We start from the raw sequence: 16,985 nt of genomic DNA, 5'->3' as shown, positions 1-16,985 counted from the left end.
AGGAGCCACACGGCTCCTTTTTGATTCATATCACGCGTTTGATTATTGCATGCCGAAATGGCGATCAAAGAAGCTGGTGATGGTTTTATACATATGAATACCGGTTTGTTTGCCACGCAAGCTATGCTTTTTACCCGGGTAATCCATCATCTCATAAGGGATAGCCATATCCTGCAGATGCTTATAAAGACGCGTACTGTTTTTAAACAGCACATTGTCGTCAGCCATGCCGTGATAGATAAAAAGCTTCCCTTTCAGATCTTTGGCATAAGGGAATACGCTACTCATTTCATAAGCGTTACCTACCTTAGCTGGGTGACCCATATAGCGTTCCGTATAGGCGGTGTCATATAGCGCCCAGTCAGTTACTGGTGCACCAGATACGCCCGCCTGGAAGTAATCTCCGGCTTTAAACATGCTCATAAGTGCCATATAGCCACCATAGCTATGGCCATAGACGCCGATGCGTTCAGGGTCGACAAAATCCAGACTACGTAGGAATTTTACCCCGGTTACCTGGTCTTCTACTTCCGGTGAGCCCATATTCTGATAAATCGGGTTTTCAAACGCGGTCCCCCGGTAATTTGAGCCCCGATTGTCCAGTGAGAAGACTACATAGCCTTTATTCACCCAATATTGGAATAACAGACCGCGATTGCCATACCAGCGATTCTGTACCACCTGAGCATGGGGGCCGCCGTAAACAAATACGATAACCGGATGTTTTCCTTCCAGTTTTTTCGGGGTGTAAAGGCGATAGTAGAGGTCGACACCCTGATCATTTTTAATGCTGCCAAAGGTCGGTTTCACCCACTGTTGCTGATACGGGGCGAGCGGGTGATTATCATCCACTGCGTTCTCTGCCAACCAGGTCAGTTGGGTGCCATCAGCCTTATGCAAGGAAACCTGAGTGGGGCTATTAATGGTGGAAGAACTATCAATATACACGCTGGCGTCTTTGCCAAATTCAATGCTATGGAATCCATCGCGCTGGGTCAGACGGGTTTGTGCACCTGTGGTTAAATCTAATGCATACAGATGGCTTTCCAGCACGGTATCTGCACGGCCGGTAAAGTAAATACGCTGATTGTTTTCATCCACTGCCTGGAGACTATCGACCACCCAGTCACCCTGAGTCAGTTGCTTCACCAGTGAACCGTCATTGTTATACAGGTAAAGATGCTTAAAGCCGTCCCGCTCGGACGCCCAGATAAATTGCGGCGCTTTACGTAAAAAATGTAATTCGTCCTGCACATTCACCCAGGTATTGGCTTTTTCTTCAATCAGCACTTGTTGCTGCATATCCGCCATAGCGACGTTGCGCAATTGCAGAGTTTGTTGATCGCGGCTCAGCCACTGATAGGTCAGATGATTGTTATCCATCCATTTGACGCGCGGGATATAAATATCTTTGTCTTTGCCCAGATCTACCCAGCGGATGTTGTCCGTTGCTAAATCCACCACCGCAATGTCAATCAGTACGTTATTGGTGCCAGCGGCGGGATATTTTTGTTTGATGATATCGATACGGTCGGCGTAAATTTCGCTGCGGGTCACTTCATCGACCGGCGTCTCGTCGACTTTAGTAAAGGCGATATAAGACTCATCCGGTGACCACCAGTAACCCGTCATGCGGTCAAATTCTTCCTGTACGACAAACTCTGCCATACCGTATTTAATATTGCCGCCACCTTTGGTCGTGATCGCGCGTTCTTTACCCGTGGCAATGTCTTTAACGTAAAGATTCTGCTCACGAATATAGGAAATGTAATTTCCCTTTGGTGATAATTTAATATCTGTTTCAAACTCTGGCGTATCCAGCAGTTTCTGCAGCTTTTTTTGTTCCAGTTGGTAGTAATACACATCGCCAGCAAGGGGAAACAACAGCGCCTGGCTATCTGCTGACCAGCTGTAACTGACAATCCCGCTACCGCTTAAACGCAAGCGTTCACGGCGGGCCTTTTCTTCATCAGACAGTACTTCCGGACCGCTACTGAGCGTATCGGAGTCAAACAGCAGCTGAGTTTGCCCATTGCTGACATTGTATTCCCACAGATCTAATCGGTTGTAATCTGTTTGCTTGCCGCGCAGAAACGTTATGTGTTTACCATCAGGGGAAATTTTCAGACTTTGCGGAGCCGCACCAGACAATGATGGGGATTCAAAAATGCGTTCAATGCTGAGAGTCTCGGCGCTCAGTTGCGCGCTTGCGGCCAAAGCCGTCAGGCACAGAAGTTTCTTCATAATCGTTATTACCAGAAATGAAATTCGCCGACACCTTGCCAGAAGGCGTGAAAAAGCTCAATCGCTGTGCCGTTTAAGCGGCGAAAATGTCAGCTATGCGACTTCCTGGCCGGATCGATCTGGTCATGATGGGTGGTAGTGTTGCGACCAGATTGCTTGGAATGGTACAGCGCAGTATCTGCATGCAGGATGAGCGTATCTCGATCAAATGGTTCCTGCGGGGAGCTGGTAGCAACGCCGATACTCCAGGTTACCCGGTCTGAGACCAGATTTTTATGGTGAGGCAGATTGGCCTGATACAACAAGGCATGTAACTGGTGGGATATGGCCATGGCGCCTGATTTGTCTGTGCTTGGCAGAATACAGACAAATTCTTCACCGCCAAAGCGAGCTGCCAGGTCGACCTCACGACGAATCGCCTTGCTGATAATCGCCGCCACGGTTTTCAGGCAGGTATCTCCCTCACTGTGGCCATAGAAATCGTTGTACGCCTTAAAATAATCCACATCTATGATAAGCAATGACAAAGGCCATTGATGCCGTTGTGCCAGTCGTAACTCATGCTCCAGGCGTTTCTCAAAATGACGACGATTGGCAATGTTAGTCAACTCATCAGTCAGCGACAGGTTTTTGAGTTTTTCCTGCTGGATTTCCAGTGTATTGGCAAACTGACGGAACGAGCGCACCAATTCGCCAATTTCATCCTGACGGTCATCATCTATCAAGTCGGCTTCGCCCGGCACATATTGCTTGATCGCGCGGTTTAACAACACCAGACGATGGATAATTCGTTTACGCACCACGTTCATTGACAGCAACAACAGCAGGCCGGTTAAGAAGGCGATGACGATAAAGGTTTTCGATTGGCGGTTTACTGTAGCGGTCAACTCAGCGACTTCACCAATAGCGCGTTGGTTTATTCGAACAGCGGCGGCTTCTGCATCACGGCTGAAGTCTTCCACCATGTTCGTGACAAAGTGGCCACGGCCAATTGCGCGTCCATTTACCCGTAGTTGCTCTGCTTTGAGCTTAAACAGACCATTCTCACCAGTAACCAATTTGTTCAGTGATTCATTCAGTGCCTCAACCTGGTTTTTGCTAGACGCCGGCAGGCTGGTCGTTACTTCGGATAATTGATTGATTTGGTTAGCCAGTAACTGGCGCTTATCCCGCAGCAGGTATAGGCGTCCTTCGCTCATACTCTCGGTGGTTTGCGCGACGATGGCGGCAACCTGAGTCGCCCAGGATTGCAGTTTTGCACTATCTTGCTGACTGATTCGCTGCATGTCAGACAGCAAGACGAACAGGGCGGTTTTTTGTGTCTGAATTTGGTTCAAAATGGCCAGTTTCTGGGCAATTAACACATTTAACGAGTCCAACTCTTCCCGTATTAACCTGATTTGCTCGTCATAAACACTGGCCTGCATGGTGGGATGGGTTTGCAGCATTTGATTGAGTTTTTTCTCTACTTCGCTCAACGCAATCCGCTGCGCGGCGGAAGTTGAGGCCATGGTTAATTCCTGGATGGAATTGAGTAGCAGATTCGCCTGGCTAAACGTTTGGCTGGCATCGATCATAGCTGGTACGCCATCTTTGGAAATATCAGCCAGCACCCGTTCCATAGCCACCAGTTGGCGATACATAAATGCACCACTGATAAGGAAAAACGCGAATAAACCAATTAATAGCAAAGCGAAAAGCCGCCCAACGGACAGATGCCAAAATCGAGACGTTTGTGTGCTAAGGGACGTCATGACGTTGGTTTCCGGTAGACATCAACCAGACGACCTTCAATTGCCGGCGCAATGACGCCCACTTTGCGGATTTCGTCAGCGATTAATTTAGACAACTGAACCTGCTGATAATTATCGTATTTGAGCCGTGGGGCTCCATCGAGTGTACTGTAGCCATCACCACCATTTGCCATATAATCCGATGTTGCAGCGGTTAAAATCTTGTCTTTGGTGAGAGGCATGCCATTAACAAAAATTTGTTTAACTCGTTTTCCGGCGGGAGCCTGACTATCAAATTCCACACTGAAACCTGAGATCTGCAGAAAACGGCCATTGGAATATTCCAGCTGACTGACGCTGTTTTCCATCGCCTCATATAAAATCGAACCCGTGATCTGTAGTTTCACCACATTGTTTCGATAGGGCAGAATATTGGCAATATCCTGACGACGTATCACTGAGCCTGCCGGTAAAAGACTATCACTGCGAATATTACCACTGTTAATAAAGGCAATATCTGCATTGCTGTACTGGCGAATCACATCGGCAATAAAGTTTCCAATCACTGCTTCGCGCTCACGGATGATCAAGCGATGCATATCTAAATCCGTAGCGGTTTTACCCAGCACTACATTCATTAGTTTATTCAGTCGATGCAGGTATTCTGTTTCCTGCAGTTGGATATCTGCCTGCGGACTCAATGTATTGATTTCAATGGTATTGATAGCAAACGTTGGCTGTTGGTCAGATTGCGACGCTAATGTGACGTCAATTACGACTGCATCCGATGCTCCAACTAATACAATATTATTCGGGTGTTCAGGCGGTAGATTGTTTTCATTCAGCACATAGTGTTCGTCTTTACGAATGGCTAAATCGATGATGCCTTGCTGTAGCATCGGCTCGATAAAATCGTAATAGGCGTCATATAACACCACGATAACATCGCATTTTGCCGCTTTCAGTGTCTGAATCTGGCGAAGCAAAGCCTGTTCCGGGGCTAAAATATCTAAACGCTTTAACGCGTATTCGGTTTTCACATCGGGAGAAATAACCGATGTGACACCAATTCGCTTGCCTGCGCGCGAAATCACGGCATAGCGATTTACCCCATCCAGTGAACTTTGAATAAGCGGGTCGAATAAATTAGCAGAGACCATCGGAAACGCCGCTTCATAGGCACGCAAACTGAGTTCGTCTTCGAAATAGCTAAACTCGCGTTTTGTCAGTGCCATCACATCGGGCTCTAAGCTATTGAGCAGATCGATGATGTGTGCACCGCGATCCAGTGAGGAAAATGAACTGGGGCCGAGGCTACCGCCGCCGAAGAAAAAAAACGTGGGCGTTTTACGCTGGCGTTGGCTTTGTAACAGTGTGGCCAGTTGTGCGTAGCTACCAGATTGAGAATCGCCGACTTGGGTCATATCCGCGGCAAAAACAATCGTCAGATCCGTATTGGCGGCAGAAACGCTGCTCCACACCAATAACGCGGCAGATAGAGATAGGTTGCGAAGTTGCCTGAAAATAACCGCGCCCTCCGGACTATGTGTCTTCAGGAAATGCCTGATAACGCAATACTGTTTGCCAGAATAACGAGGTTTTACAATATAAACAATTGAATGTTAAACGTTTTAGCGCTGGTCGTAGGAGGCGTGGGCTGAGCCCACGCAATTTTAGTGTTTAGCGTCCAGTGCGGCTTGTAGCTCTGCCAGTTCGTCACTGGAAAATTGCCCTTTTTCAATCAGGGTTTTGATCACATCCACCGAGCCTTTGCCGTGATCCATTTTAATCACCACGTTCTTACTGGTGGTAAATTGCATGTCTTCACCATCTTGCTTGTCGGTTTTTATCACAAACACATTTTTTTGCTCATGTACTTGCTCATCATCACCGCCACTAACCCAGGTCATGGTATGGCCTTTAACACCGTGAATTCCCTGCAGTGACGACACAATATTAACGCGCAAGCGTTCAGGGACCTCCGCCAGCGACTGTTGCAGGTAGTCTTCATCATCCAGGCGACTGGCGTCTAATTTAACGGTATAAACCTGTTCATTTTCGGTCGCATCAAGCGTTACTTCATCGCCGACAATACGAATATCCAGTTGTTGTTCAACCTTATCCTGCGCCGCTGCGCTGAGGCTTAACAGGGTTGCCAGTGAGGTAGCCAGTAATTTCATTTTCATCATTATTATCTCCGCAATGATTTGTGGGTTTGGAATTAACCAACTCCATATAGCGATTAACGTGCCAACTCAATAAGTCTATTTATATCAGATAGTTAGATTGTTTGCTTGGATGATTGTGGATAACAAAGTGCGCAAATCAGCAATAAAATTTCCTCATATCAGGAAATCAGCAAATTCGCACAAGCAGGCAGAACCTGAAAATAACGCATAACATTCTGAAATATATGGTTTTTTGCTGAAAAGAAGGATAGGCGTATACTGGACGCAGACTCCCATGCGGTAACAATATTATGTCTTTACGTACCTATTTATTTGCTTTGTTTGCCGGCTTGATTGCGTTGTTCAGTGCGGTGCAACTGGCCTTATTGTGGTTAAACGAAGCGCAATATCAGCAGCAGGTGGCGGACAATGCGCGGATGTTATCCCAGCAGGTACTGAATGTGGCCATCAGTAATATTAATAGTGAGCAGGGGGTAAGTGTCAGTCGCTACGAATTTAGCGGTGCCGGTGGTGAGGCAGTGACGGTGAATCTGACCCGCAGCAGCGCCGGTGCGGAACCGATGAAAGTCCATCGTCTGGTGGAAAAACTGCAGCAAAATGTCGATCAGCAACTGGACAATCATTTTATTGAGGCAGATGACAGTTTCAGTTGGTTCAGCACAGATCAAAATGCTCAACGAGCGCAATTGTTATCTCGCGTCATCTGGACAATTGGGTTATCGGCACTGGTGGCACTGGGCATTGCATTTTGGAGTGCCCATCGTTTTCACCGGCCATTCAAAGATTTGAGTCAGGGATTTGCACAATTAGGAGACGGCAACCTGGGGGTGCAGGTGACCCCCAGCGGTGTGGCTGAAATGCGCGAACTGATGCATCGCTTTAACCACACCACAGAGCGGCTCACGCAGTTGACTAAAGAAACGCAAAGTTTACAGGCGCAGGCACATTTGGCCGAGGTTGGAGAGATCTCCCGCGGTATGGCTCACGCACTGCGCAGTCCGTTACATGTGATTGGGCTCAGTATTGAACGGTTGGCCAGTGGCGAATGTGACATTGCTCAACAAGAGGCGTTGAAGGCGACTGTGCTGTCAAGGATTCAGGCTATAGATCAACAAATTGCTGCTCTGCTATCTATCAATCCGGGGCACAGTGACAGGCATGAGCAAGTCGCGCTGAAATCTCTGACAGATGATTTGGCGCTAGAGTTATTGGCTTATCCGAAAAAGGTTTCACTGGCTGTGCATGGGACCGAGGGTGTTGTTATGCAGGGCGATGCAGCGGAACTGCGTACGGTCTTGCACACGCTGGTCGTCAACGCCTGGGAGGTAAGTGCTGATGGAGGGCAAATTCTGATTCAGGCACAACAACGTGATGATCAGGTGAGTATCATGGTGATTGATCATGGCGGCGGTGTGAAACCGGACATTCAGGCGAAATTATTTGAACCGCACGTGTCATCCAAGCCGGAAGGTGCCGGCATGGGGCTTTACATAGCCAAACGCATTGTCAGTTTGTTTTATCAGGGAGAGTTAACCTTGCACAACACGGATGATGGTTGTTGTGCAACCTTGGTATTGCCGTTAACGAGGCCGCTATGACAGAAAATCGTGTGCTAGTGGTAGAAGATGACGTCCAGCAGCGAGAGTTGGTGGTCAGTATTCTGCAACAGGAAGGCTATCAGGTTGTCAGTGCGGATTCAGTCGAAGCGGCCATTGTGCAGATCAAACAACAGGCATTTCAGGCCATTCTATCGGACTGGAAGCTGGGTAGTTTGAGTGGTCTCGAACTGCTGCGTTACGTGCGGCGAAATCAACCTGTCATGGGATTTGTGATGGTAACGGCATACGGTACTATCGCCCATGCGGTGCAGGCTGTGCAGGAAGGTGCCGATGATTATCTGAGCAAGCCATTTCAACGTCAGGCATTGTTGCTTGCCCTGCAAAAAGCGCTGAATTGCGCAAAATTGCGCGAACAAAATCAATCCCTTAATCAACAGTTAGCAAACCGAACCGCGCTGGTTGGTATGGTTGGTGATGCGCCCTGCATGCAGAATGTGTTTGAGCGGATTCAGCGCGTGTCGGATACCCGCGCAACGGTGTTGATCAGCGGTGAAAGTGGCACGGGTAAAGAACTGGCCGCGCGAGCGTTACATCAGCATTCATCCCGCAGTCATGGCCCCTTCGTCGCGGTCAATTGCGGTGCTATTCCGGAGACGCTGGCGGAGGCTGAGCTGTTTGGTGCGGAGAAAGGCGCCTATACCGGTGCCGAGCAACGTCGTGTCGGTAAATTTGAGGCAGCGCAGGGCGGCACGCTGTTTTTGGATGAAATTGCCGAATTATCACCTGCTATGCAGTCCCGGTTATTGCGGGTGTTACAGGAAAATAGCGTGGTCAGGTTGGGCGGACACAGCGAAATCCCACTGGACGTGCGGGTAATTGCTGCCAGCCATCAGGATTTGGCGCAGGCAGTCAGTGATGGGCGTTTTCGTGAGGATTTATATTATCGTCTCAATGTCGTGCCGCTGAGAATGCCACCGTTACGTGAACGTGGGGAAGATATTCCCACCCTTATTGATTATTTCTGCAAGCTGCACGCGAAACGTCACGGTGTAGCGATGCCAACGCTTAGTCAGGCTGCTATGCGCGCGGCGCTGGATTATAACTGGCCCGGCAACGTGCGTGAGTTGGGCAATAAAATTGAACGGTTTGTGTTGTTACAGGACGATCAGGAACTGATAAGTGGATTGCAGGGCAGTAGCAGCGCACTTCCATTTAGTTTGCCAGCGCAGGGCATCGACTGGGATGCGCTGGAAAAACACTGTTTAGCCGAAGCACTGGCCAGACACAATAATAACCGTACCCGAGCCGCGGCGTTCCTGCGCATGAGTTATAAAACCTTTTTATACCGCCTGGAAAAATATCAGTTGGTCTGATGGGGATCGCTACTGCTAAGCAGGGCATCAAACAGGGGTAAGGTTATATTGAAATTTGCGTGATGCATCAGCGCCAGATTGTGATGGCGAATATGGCGCTGTTTCAATGTCAGATAGCCGGGAATACTCTCACTCCAGTGGCCTGTAGGCAGGTGGTAGCTGAAGTGCATGATTTCATAAAACAGATAAGTAAACACAATGCCCACTGACCAAAATGCGCCCAAAGTCAGTTCACTGAACTGATTTATCAGCCACTGACCGGGCAGCGCAATAGTAATAACCACCAGCACGATTAACCAGGGCGGGAAAAATAATACCCGCCAGTCCCTTGCAGAATCACAGGTCATCAGGCTGTCCACAAAAAAGTGATGATGGTCACCAGTATGGCGGTCATAAAACAAACCGCCATTGCCTAGTTTGTTATGACCTAACCAGCGATGAATCGCGTATTCGCCAAAATTGCCGACCAATAATGCCAATAGCAGTATCAACCAGCCCAGTGGCTGGGATAATTCCAACTGTGTGGCGCTAAACAACATGATGCCAAGTCCAAAACTAAACACAAACCCTGCGTGCAGATAAGGCACGTAATCAGGGTTCATCGCGCTGCGGTAGCGCTGGCGAAACTGTAATGCCATACGCTGACTGGCGTTAGTCGCGTCCATTGTCATTTCTCAATAGCGGTTCAAGCATGCTTTCCAAACCGTTTAGCTTAATTTCATGCATCAATGCCAGTTGCTGGCCTAATTTCCCCGCCGGAAAGCCCTGCTGATGAAACCAAACTAAATAAGGCTCAGGTAATTGCAGTAACTTACGTCCGGCATATTTACCAAATGGCATCCTGGTATTAATCGCTTCAACCAATGCTTGCTGATCCATCACGCCTGCTCCCGTTGCTGGGCGCGCCAAAGCTCTGCATACCGCCCTTGCTGGTTAAGTAGCTGCGTGTGTGTACCTTGTTCAACTAATTCCCCTTTGTCGAGCACCAGTATCGTATCGGCATCCACAATGGTGGATAAACGGTGTGCGATGATCACGCTGGTGTGATTAGCACTCAGGCTGCGCATTGCGGCCAGAATGGCTTGCTCCGATTGGCTATCCAGTGAAGACGTCGCTTCGTCAAATAACAGAATGGGTGAGCCTTTAAGAATAGCGCGGGCGATCGCGACCCGTTGCTTTTCACCGCCAGATAGCTTCAAGCCTCGTTCGCCAACCAAGGTATCCGGGCCTTTGGGTAAACCGCTGATAAAGTCGCGCAAGTGCGCTAAATCGATGGCGCGTTCTACGTCAGCATCGGGAGCATCCGGCCGGCCATAGTGGATGTTGTTATACAGCGTATCGTTAAACAGTACGGTATCTTGCGGCACGACCGCAATCGCGCAGCGCAGACTTTGCTGTGTGACGTCGTGAATGTGTTGGCCGTCAATTTCAATCGTCCCGCTGGTGGGATCATAAAAGCGTAAAAGCAGCTTCATCAGGGTAGATTTACCCGCACCACTACTGCCTACCACCGCGACTTTTTGGCCAGCACCAATGGTGACGTTAATCTCACGTAAAATAGGGCGTTCCGGGTGATAAGCGAAATTAAGATTGCGCAGAACAATTTCGCCGTTGGTTACCTTAAGTTCTGCTGCGGCCGGTGCGTCTACCACCTTCGGTGCCTGATCCATTAGGTTAAACAGGTTTTCGATATTGGCCATGGCACTGCGCATTTCCCGGTAAACAAAGCCAAGAAAATTCAATGGCATAAATACCTGCATAGTGAAGGCATTGATCAGCACAAAATCACCAATGGTCATTTTTCCTAGTGAGACCTGCCAGGCGGCAAGGCCCATCATACTCGTCATCGACAGCGCGATAATCAGCGCCTGACCGCCGTTCAAGGCAAATAAACTGAGGCGATTTTTGCGCCGGGCTAGCTCCCAGCGGGCCAGCGATTGATCGTAAAGGTCGGCCTCATACTGCTCATTGTTGAAATATTTGACCGTTTCGAAATTCAGCAGGCTGTCGATGGCGCGGGTATTACTGCTGGAGTCGGCTTGATTCATCTCGCGCACATACTGGGTGCGCCAGTGCGTGGCTTTGACTGAAAAAAACACATAAAGCACGACACTGACCAGCACAATGAGGGCAAACAGAATGCCGTAGTTTATCGATAGCAAAAAGGCGACCATGGCAATTTCCAGCAGGGTCGGCACGATATTGAACACCATGAAACGCATTAAAAAGCTGATGCCACTGGTGCCGCGCTCTATGTCCCGACTGAGTCCGCCAGTTTGTCGACTTAGATGAAAATCCAGCTCCAGTGCATGCAAATGCTGAAATACTTTGAGGCCCACACGCCGCATCGCCCGCTCGGTAACGCGGCCAAACAGAGTGTCACGCAGTTCACCAAACAGGACATTGGCTAAGCGGGTTGCGCCATAGGCCAGAATCAACGCCAGCGGAACCAAACTCAGTTCTGCCTGTACACCGCGACCATTGAGATCATCCACCACATACTTGAGGATAAATGGCAGGTAGACACTGGCTACCTTGGCGCCTATTAAACACAGTAACGCCAGTACAACGCGGGATTTATATTCCAGTAAAAACGGCCATAGGCGTCGAAGCATGGACCAGTTTGCAGGGGCATCGTGGCCAGCTGAATAAGATGATGGGCGCATGAAGGCAGACAAGAATGAAAGAGTGGGGCTATGGTACTGAGTTTTACCCAACTAGCGCAAAAAAAGCTTAGAGTAATTCCTGCAAATAGCCGCGAATACGGTTGTAGCGCTCGGTTTGCTCGTCGTTCAGGTCACTGTTTTCGATGGTATAAATGCAGCGTTCCATCACCTCGCGGGCATTGCCCGTGACAGCACTCTCTTTGCCTTTTACCACAATGGTTTGCAGTAGGTTAAGGGCAATGGATGGGCTTTTCGGCATAATACGAAACGCCTGACGAAATGCACTAAGGGCTTTATCCAACTCGCCTCGCTGATAGAAGGACACCGCAGAGTTGTTGAGTGCTTTGGGTGTTTGTCGAATCGACTCGCGCTCGGATTTTTCCTGTTGGATGTAGCGCAGAAAAATTTGCCCTTCTTCCGGCTGGCTCTGCGCGCGGTTTTCGATTTCGTTCATCACATGCAGAGACTTTTCAAACATGCCCAGTTCATGAAAGGCTTTGGCCTTATCCAACAAGGTATCCATGCTGTCGGTGTGCAGGGCGTCATCATTGATTTGTTCGATCAGCGCCTTGGCTTTGTCTTTTTCATTCTGCAAATACAGAATGCGTGCACTGATCACATTGATTTGATCATCCATATGCACTTTGGGGAACTGCTTACGGAAACGGCGTAAATAATCGGTCGACTGCGCCAGCAGCACGGTGGTTTGCTCATCGTCGGAAGCCATGGCGTAGTCAACACCAGCGCGTGCCACATTCAGATACATTTCCGGTTCGTCATGTACCGAGTGACGGGCATAACGTACGATTTTTTTCGCCACATCGAATTGGGTAGCGTAATCATGGGTGAGGCGGGACAAATTCATCGCCTTATGATGGCGCTGCAGATTACGTGGCGATATTTCACTGGCCAGCAGGGTACTTTCTAATGCCATATCAAAATCTTCCTGTTTGATTTTGATATCTGCCAGCATGTCGAAGGCGCGTAATTGTGCGTCGGGTTTTAATGCCAGACGCAGCAGGCGTTTTTCCGCTTCGTCTTCCTGACCTAGCTTAAGCAGTGCCTCAATCAGGCCCAGTTGTGCCCAGGCAAAGTTCTGAATATTGAGAATCGCCTGATAAAAGTCGCGGGCATCTTCAAATCGTTCGCAGTGGATCAGTAACTCGCCTTTGAGGCGCAGCGCAGCAGGATAATGCTCTGCATGGGCTGGCTCGGTCAGAAACGCTTCGGTTTGTGCCAGCGCTTTGTCGTATTCATCCAGCTCGATCAACTTGTAAATATCGCGTAGTGCTCGCTTGTGGCTGAGTACCTTGCGCAGTCGTTTTTCCAACTGCTTGACAGTAAAGGGCTTGACCAGAAAATCATCCGGCTGCAATTCAACAATACTGTGTACCAGTTCTGCGGATGTATCGGCACTGATAAAAACAAAGGCGGTTGCGGGGGAGAGCAGGCGGTGCTCAATTAAGCGTTGATATAGATGCAATCCTTCCTGCTCTTTCTTTAAATCATAAGAACAGAGGATAAGGTCGAATTCATGGGTACGAATTTGTTCAATCGCTTTATCGGTTTGGTCGGCATAGGTGATGCGCTCGAACCCCAGCTCCTGCAGGGAAAATTTAAGGTAACCCTGAACGAGGACCTGATCGTCGATAATCAGTGCATTGATATGCTTGGCAAAATCCTTACCCATGAATCCTGATGCGTTGCTGCGAATAATGGTTAGGTTATCGTACACAAGCGGAATTAGGTAAGTGAAATCAGAAAATTTATGCAGAAAGTGGTGGATGGTACTGGGCTTGAACCAGTGACCCCCGCCTTGTAAGGGCGGTGCTCTCCCAACTGAGCTAACCATCCATAAAAGATGTTCAGGAAGTGGTGGATGGTACTGGGCTTGAACCAGTGACCCCCGCCTTGTAAGGGCGGTGCTCTCCCAACTGAGCTAACCATCCGTCCTGAGATGAAAGAAGTGGTGGATGGTACTGGGCTTGAACCAGTGACCCCCGCCTTGTAAGGGCGGTGCTCTCCCAACTGAGCTAACCATCCGTTCTTTCGGCTTACTTCGCTGTTGCGCTGTAAGTGGGGCGCTATTATAGGTTTGCTTTTAAAGCTGTCAACACAAAAACTCAGGCATTTTGTTCAAGTGCGCAAACTATGAGCATTTGACCGATTGTTCGGCGAAACTTTGTGCGTTTCAGGGCTACATCAACCATTTCGCCAGCGCATAACTGCACATTCCTAATAGCACAGTAAGCAATAAACGTGGCTGACATCGTGCTGAAATCAACGCAACGACCAGTCCCCACAAATAGGGATTGCGCCAGTGCAACTGTAACTCACCGGCGGGATAAAAACTGGTTTGCACAATGATCACGGTTAGCACTGCCACCGGAACATAGCCCAGCGCCTGATGTAAGCGTGGTGGCAAACGCAGGCGATTTGCCAGTAATAAGGGCAATGTGCGCGGCGTAAAGGTGACAGCAACCATGCCGCCAATAATAAGCCATTCAGTCATGCGGTTTACTCCCGACATAATCTTCTGCCATCACGCCGGCGATAATTGCCACGATGGCAGAAAACAACAGGCCGGTCTTATGTGGCCAGCTATAAGTCAGGACGCCAGCAATGGCGGCAACGCCGGCACACACCCAATGGCTGGGCAATCGCAAGTTGGCAACCACGATCCCCGCAAAGGCAACAACCATCGCGATATCCAGGCCAAAGCTGGTGAGTTGAGGGAATTGATGACCCGCGACTATGCCCAAATAAGTACAGGCTACCCAGTTGCTGTACATCAGTAAGCCAGAACCGAAGAAATAAGCAGGATCAACCTGTTGATTTGGTTGTTGGCTGAGTTTATTCACCACAGTGGCAAAGGTTTCGTCGGTGAGAAAAAAGCCCATGGGTAAGCGCATTTTTAAAGGCAGGTGTTTCACTGTAGGGATCAAACTCACCCCGTATAACATATGACGCAGATTGATTACCCAGGTGGTGAGTATGATAATCAGTGGCGAAGCGCCAGTGCCGATGAGGGTCATCGCGACAAACTGTGACGAGCCAGCAAACACCAGCGCAGAAAATGCCAGTACAATATAGTCGGGTAACCCCTGTGCCTGTCCCATGGCACCAAAAACAATGCCAAATGGCACGGCTGCCAGCACCAATGGCAGTGAATCCCTCGCCCCTTGTATACTTGTGTTCAACGTTAACCGGCCCCAAAAACATAAGAGCCGTTAAGTATCATATTCCAGTGTGTGCAACCACTATAAAAACCGTTGGAGCCGACCAAAGTATTTACCTCTGGTGACAGGGCACAATTTAAGTGGTCAGGTGTTGCCTGTGTCCCGCCGCTATAAAGAGCAATTCCGTGCCGACCTGTCCCAGTAACGGGATCCGACGTTAATTTGCGGCGGCGGGTTAGCAACCCTGCGGGGATTAGGATAGAATTCGCCCCCTTAGATTTGTGTTTTAACTGAATTCTTAAAGATTATGACGGTAGTTACCCGCTTTGCTCCAAGCCCAACTGGCTATTTACACGTAGGTGGTGCCCGCACGGCACTGTATTCCTGGCTCTATGCAAAAAGCCAGGGCGGCAAATTTGTGTTGCGTATCGAAGATACCGATTTGGAACGTTCTACTCCGGAGGCCATCGAGGCGATTCTGGAAGGGATGAACTGGCTGGGGCTGAACCATGACGAAGGCCCGTACTATCAGACAAAGCGTTTCGACCGTTATAAAGATTACATCCAGCAAATGCTCGAAGCAGGCACTGCATATAAATGTTATTGCTCCCGTGAGCGCTTGGATGCGCTGCGTGAACAGCAAATGGCTGAAGGTAAAAAGCCTAAATACGATGGTAAATGTCGTCACCATGCGCCAGAGCAGGACGGTGATTTTGTGGTGCGCTTTAAAAACCCGGAGCAGGGCAGTGTCATCATTAACGACCATATCCGTGGCCGTATCGAAATTTCCAATAATGAACTGGATGACCTGATTATTCAGCGCAGTGACGGTTCACCGACCTATAACTTCTGTGTGGTGATTGATGACTGGGAAATGGGTATCACGCACGTGATTCGTGGTGAAGACCATATCAATAACACCCCGCGTCAGATCAATATTCTTGAAGCATTGGGTGCGCCTATCCCGGATTATGCACACGTTTCAATGATTCTGGGTGATGACGGTAAAAAGCTGTCTAAACGCCATGGTGCTGTCAGTGTTATGCAGTATCGCGATGACGGTTTCCTGCCCCAGGCGCTGCTGAACTATTTAGTACGCTTAGGTTGGTCGCACGGCGATCAGGAAATTTTCAGTCTGGAAGAGATGATCAACTTATTTAGTCTGGATGCCATTGGTCAGTCGGCCTCTGCATTTAATACGGATAAACTGATTTGGTTGAACCAGCATTACATCAAGACCATGCCGGCAGGTGAGGTAGCGGAACATGCCAAATGGCATTTTGAGCAGCAAGGTATCGACTTAAGCCAGGGCCCGGCGCTGGAGAGCGTGATTGCGATTCAGGCTGAGCGTGTGAAAACCCTGAAGGAATTGGCTGAGGTAAGCCGTTATTTCTACGAAGAGTTTGCAGATTTTGAAGAAAAATCAGCGAAAAGCCATCTTCGTCCGGTTGCTGCTGAGCCACTGACGCTGGTCAAGCAAAAGCTGGCTGCACTGACGAGTTGGGATGCAGAATCGATTCATGCGGCGATCAATGCCACTGCAGATGAGCTGCAAATCGGTATGGGTAAAGTGGGTATGCCACTGCGTGTTGCAACGACTGGTGGTGGTAATTCTCCATCGCTGGATGTGACGCTTGCACTGCTCTCGCAGGCGCAGGTTGAACAGAGAATCGACAAAGCGCTCACTTTTATAGCAAACAGACAGCAAAGCGTATAAATCCATAAAAAAGTCGTTGACATGATCGGGGGGCATGCCTAGAATGCGCCCCGCTGTCAGGGAACAGCGACACTCGACCAGGAAGGCCTAGCTTCAGGTAGAGTGAATAAACTTGGGGCTATAGCTCAGCTGGGAGAGCGCTTGCATGGCATGCAAGAGGTCGGCGGTTCGATCCCGCCTAGCTCCACCAAGTTTCTGACATTGTGCTTTGCACAGTGTTATTTAGAGAAGGTTTAGTCCCCTTCGTCTAGAGGCCTAGGACACCGCCCTTTCACGGCGGTAACAGGGGTTCGAATCCCCTAGGGGACGCCAACTTTACAAGTCA

13 protein-coding genes and 5 tRNA genes are annotated in these 16,985 nt (G+C 49.2%); 5 read left to right on the top strand and 13 right to left on the bottom strand.

Translation table 11 applies throughout. The features are described from left to right. Positions 1–42: 42 nt before the first annotated feature. From TK45_RS15875 to TK45_RS15860, 4 genes are all read right to left on the bottom strand, one after another. Positions 43–2,244 carry a S9 family peptidase gene (locus TK45_RS15875; RefSeq protein WP_131259824.1) on the bottom strand — a complete coding sequence of 734 codons (2,202 nt, stop codon included), beginning with the start codon at positions 2,242–2,244 and terminating at the stop codon, positions 43–45. Positions 2,245–2,333: 89 nt separating this feature from the next. Next, the gene (locus TK45_RS15870; RefSeq protein WP_131259823.1) at positions 2,334–3,998 is read right to left on the bottom strand and encodes a diguanylate cyclase; all 1,665 of its coding nucleotides are present in this window, start codon (positions 3,996–3,998) and stop codon (positions 2,334–2,336) included. Beyond that, positions 3,995–5,458 carry a bifunctional UDP-sugar hydrolase/5'-nucleotidase gene (locus TK45_RS15865; RefSeq protein ID WP_131259822.1) on the bottom strand — a complete coding sequence of 488 codons (1,464 nt, stop codon included), beginning with the start codon at positions 5,456–5,458 and terminating at the stop codon, positions 3,995–3,997. The genes TK45_RS15870 and TK45_RS15865 overlap by 4 nt, the downstream gene beginning before the upstream one ends. A gap of 192 nt (positions 5,459–5,650) precedes the next feature. Then, positions 5,651–6,166, bottom strand: coding sequence for a hypothetical protein (locus TK45_RS15860; protein WP_131259821.1), 516 nt, complete (start codon positions 6,164–6,166; stop codon positions 5,651–5,653). Positions 6,167–6,456: 290 nt separating this feature from the next. On the opposite strand from TK45_RS15860, the gene TK45_RS15855 reads away from it, so the two are divergent. Next, entirely contained in the window at positions 6,457–7,764 is a 1,308-nt protein-coding gene (locus TK45_RS15855) for a HAMP domain-containing sensor histidine kinase (RefSeq protein WP_131259820.1), read from the top strand. Further along, positions 7,761–9,098, top strand: coding sequence for a sigma-54 dependent transcriptional regulator (locus TK45_RS15850; RefSeq protein ID WP_131259819.1), 1,338 nt, complete (start codon positions 7,761–7,763; stop codon positions 9,096–9,098). Before TK45_RS15855 ends, TK45_RS15850 begins: the two co-directional genes overlap by 4 nt. Here TK45_RS15850 and TK45_RS15845 read toward each other — a convergent pair. The 9 genes from TK45_RS15845 to TK45_RS15805 all read right to left on the bottom strand — a co-directional run bounded on the left by TK45_RS15845 (position 9,086) and on the right by TK45_RS15805 (position 14,964). Further along, on the bottom strand, positions 9,086–9,763 hold the full coding sequence (locus tag TK45_RS15845) for a sterol desaturase family protein (RefSeq protein WP_165490811.1): 678 nt from the start codon (positions 9,761–9,763) through the stop codon (positions 9,086–9,088). The two genes, TK45_RS15850 and TK45_RS15845, sit on opposite strands and share 13 nt — an antisense overlap. Further along, positions 9,750–9,977, bottom strand: a complete 228-nt coding sequence (locus tag TK45_RS15840) for a DUF3820 family protein (RefSeq protein WP_131259817.1) — start codon at positions 9,975–9,977, stop codon at positions 9,750–9,752. Before TK45_RS15840 ends, TK45_RS15845 begins: the two co-directional genes overlap by 14 nt. Further along, positions 9,977–11,764, bottom strand: coding sequence for an ABC transporter ATP-binding protein/permease (locus TK45_RS15835; protein WP_131259816.1), 1,788 nt, complete (start codon positions 11,762–11,764; stop codon positions 9,977–9,979). The genes TK45_RS15840 and TK45_RS15835 overlap by 1 nt, the downstream gene beginning before the upstream one ends. Before the next feature lie 67 nt (positions 11,765–11,831). After that, positions 11,832–13,454, bottom strand: a complete 1,623-nt coding sequence (locus tag TK45_RS15830) for a tetratricopeptide repeat-containing response regulator (protein WP_131259815.1) — start codon at positions 13,452–13,454, stop codon at positions 11,832–11,834. 88 nt (positions 13,455–13,542) lie between these two features. Next, positions 13,543–13,618 (bottom strand) — tRNA-Val (locus TK45_RS15825). A gap of 19 nt (positions 13,619–13,637) precedes the next feature. Further along, positions 13,638–13,713: transfer RNA gene (locus TK45_RS15820), tRNA-Val, on the bottom strand. A gap of 18 nt (positions 13,714–13,731) precedes the next feature. Continuing rightward, positions 13,732–13,807, bottom strand: a tRNA-Val gene (locus tag TK45_RS15815). Positions 13,808–13,961: 154 nt separating this feature from the next. Further along, the gene (locus TK45_RS15810) at positions 13,962–14,276 is read right to left on the bottom strand and encodes an AzlD domain-containing protein (RefSeq protein WP_165490810.1); all 315 of its coding nucleotides are present in this window, start codon (positions 14,274–14,276) and stop codon (positions 13,962–13,964) included. Then, positions 14,269–14,964 (bottom strand): AzlC family ABC transporter permease, encoded by a 696-nt coding sequence (locus TK45_RS15805; protein ID WP_254426649.1) that lies wholly within the window; start codon positions 14,962–14,964, stop codon positions 14,269–14,271. Before TK45_RS15805 ends, TK45_RS15810 begins: the two co-directional genes overlap by 8 nt. Before the next feature lie 286 nt (positions 14,965–15,250). On the opposite strand from TK45_RS15805, the gene gltX reads away from it, so the two are divergent. The 3 genes from gltX to TK45_RS15790 all read left to right on the top strand — a co-directional run bounded on the left by gltX (position 15,251) and on the right by TK45_RS15790 (position 16,972). Then, positions 15,251–16,660 carry a glutamate--tRNA ligase gene (gltX, locus tag TK45_RS15800; protein ID WP_131259813.1) on the top strand — a complete coding sequence of 470 codons (1,410 nt, stop codon included), beginning with the start codon at positions 15,251–15,253 and terminating at the stop codon, positions 16,658–16,660. Positions 16,661–16,774: 114 nt separating this feature from the next. Beyond that, positions 16,775–16,850 (top strand) — tRNA-Ala (locus TK45_RS15795). A gap of 46 nt (positions 16,851–16,896) precedes the next feature. Next, positions 16,897–16,972: transfer RNA gene (locus TK45_RS15790), tRNA-Glu, on the top strand. Positions 16,973–16,985: the final 13 nt, after the last annotated feature.

The sequence above is a fragment of the Bowmanella sp. JS7-9 genome (assembly GCF_004329715.1).
GTDB lineage: Bacteria > Pseudomonadota > Gammaproteobacteria > Enterobacterales > Alteromonadaceae > Pseudobowmanella > Pseudobowmanella zhangzhouensis.
Note: the sequence above shows the minus strand (reverse complement) of the source record. Positions and strands in the feature narration are given on the sequence as shown.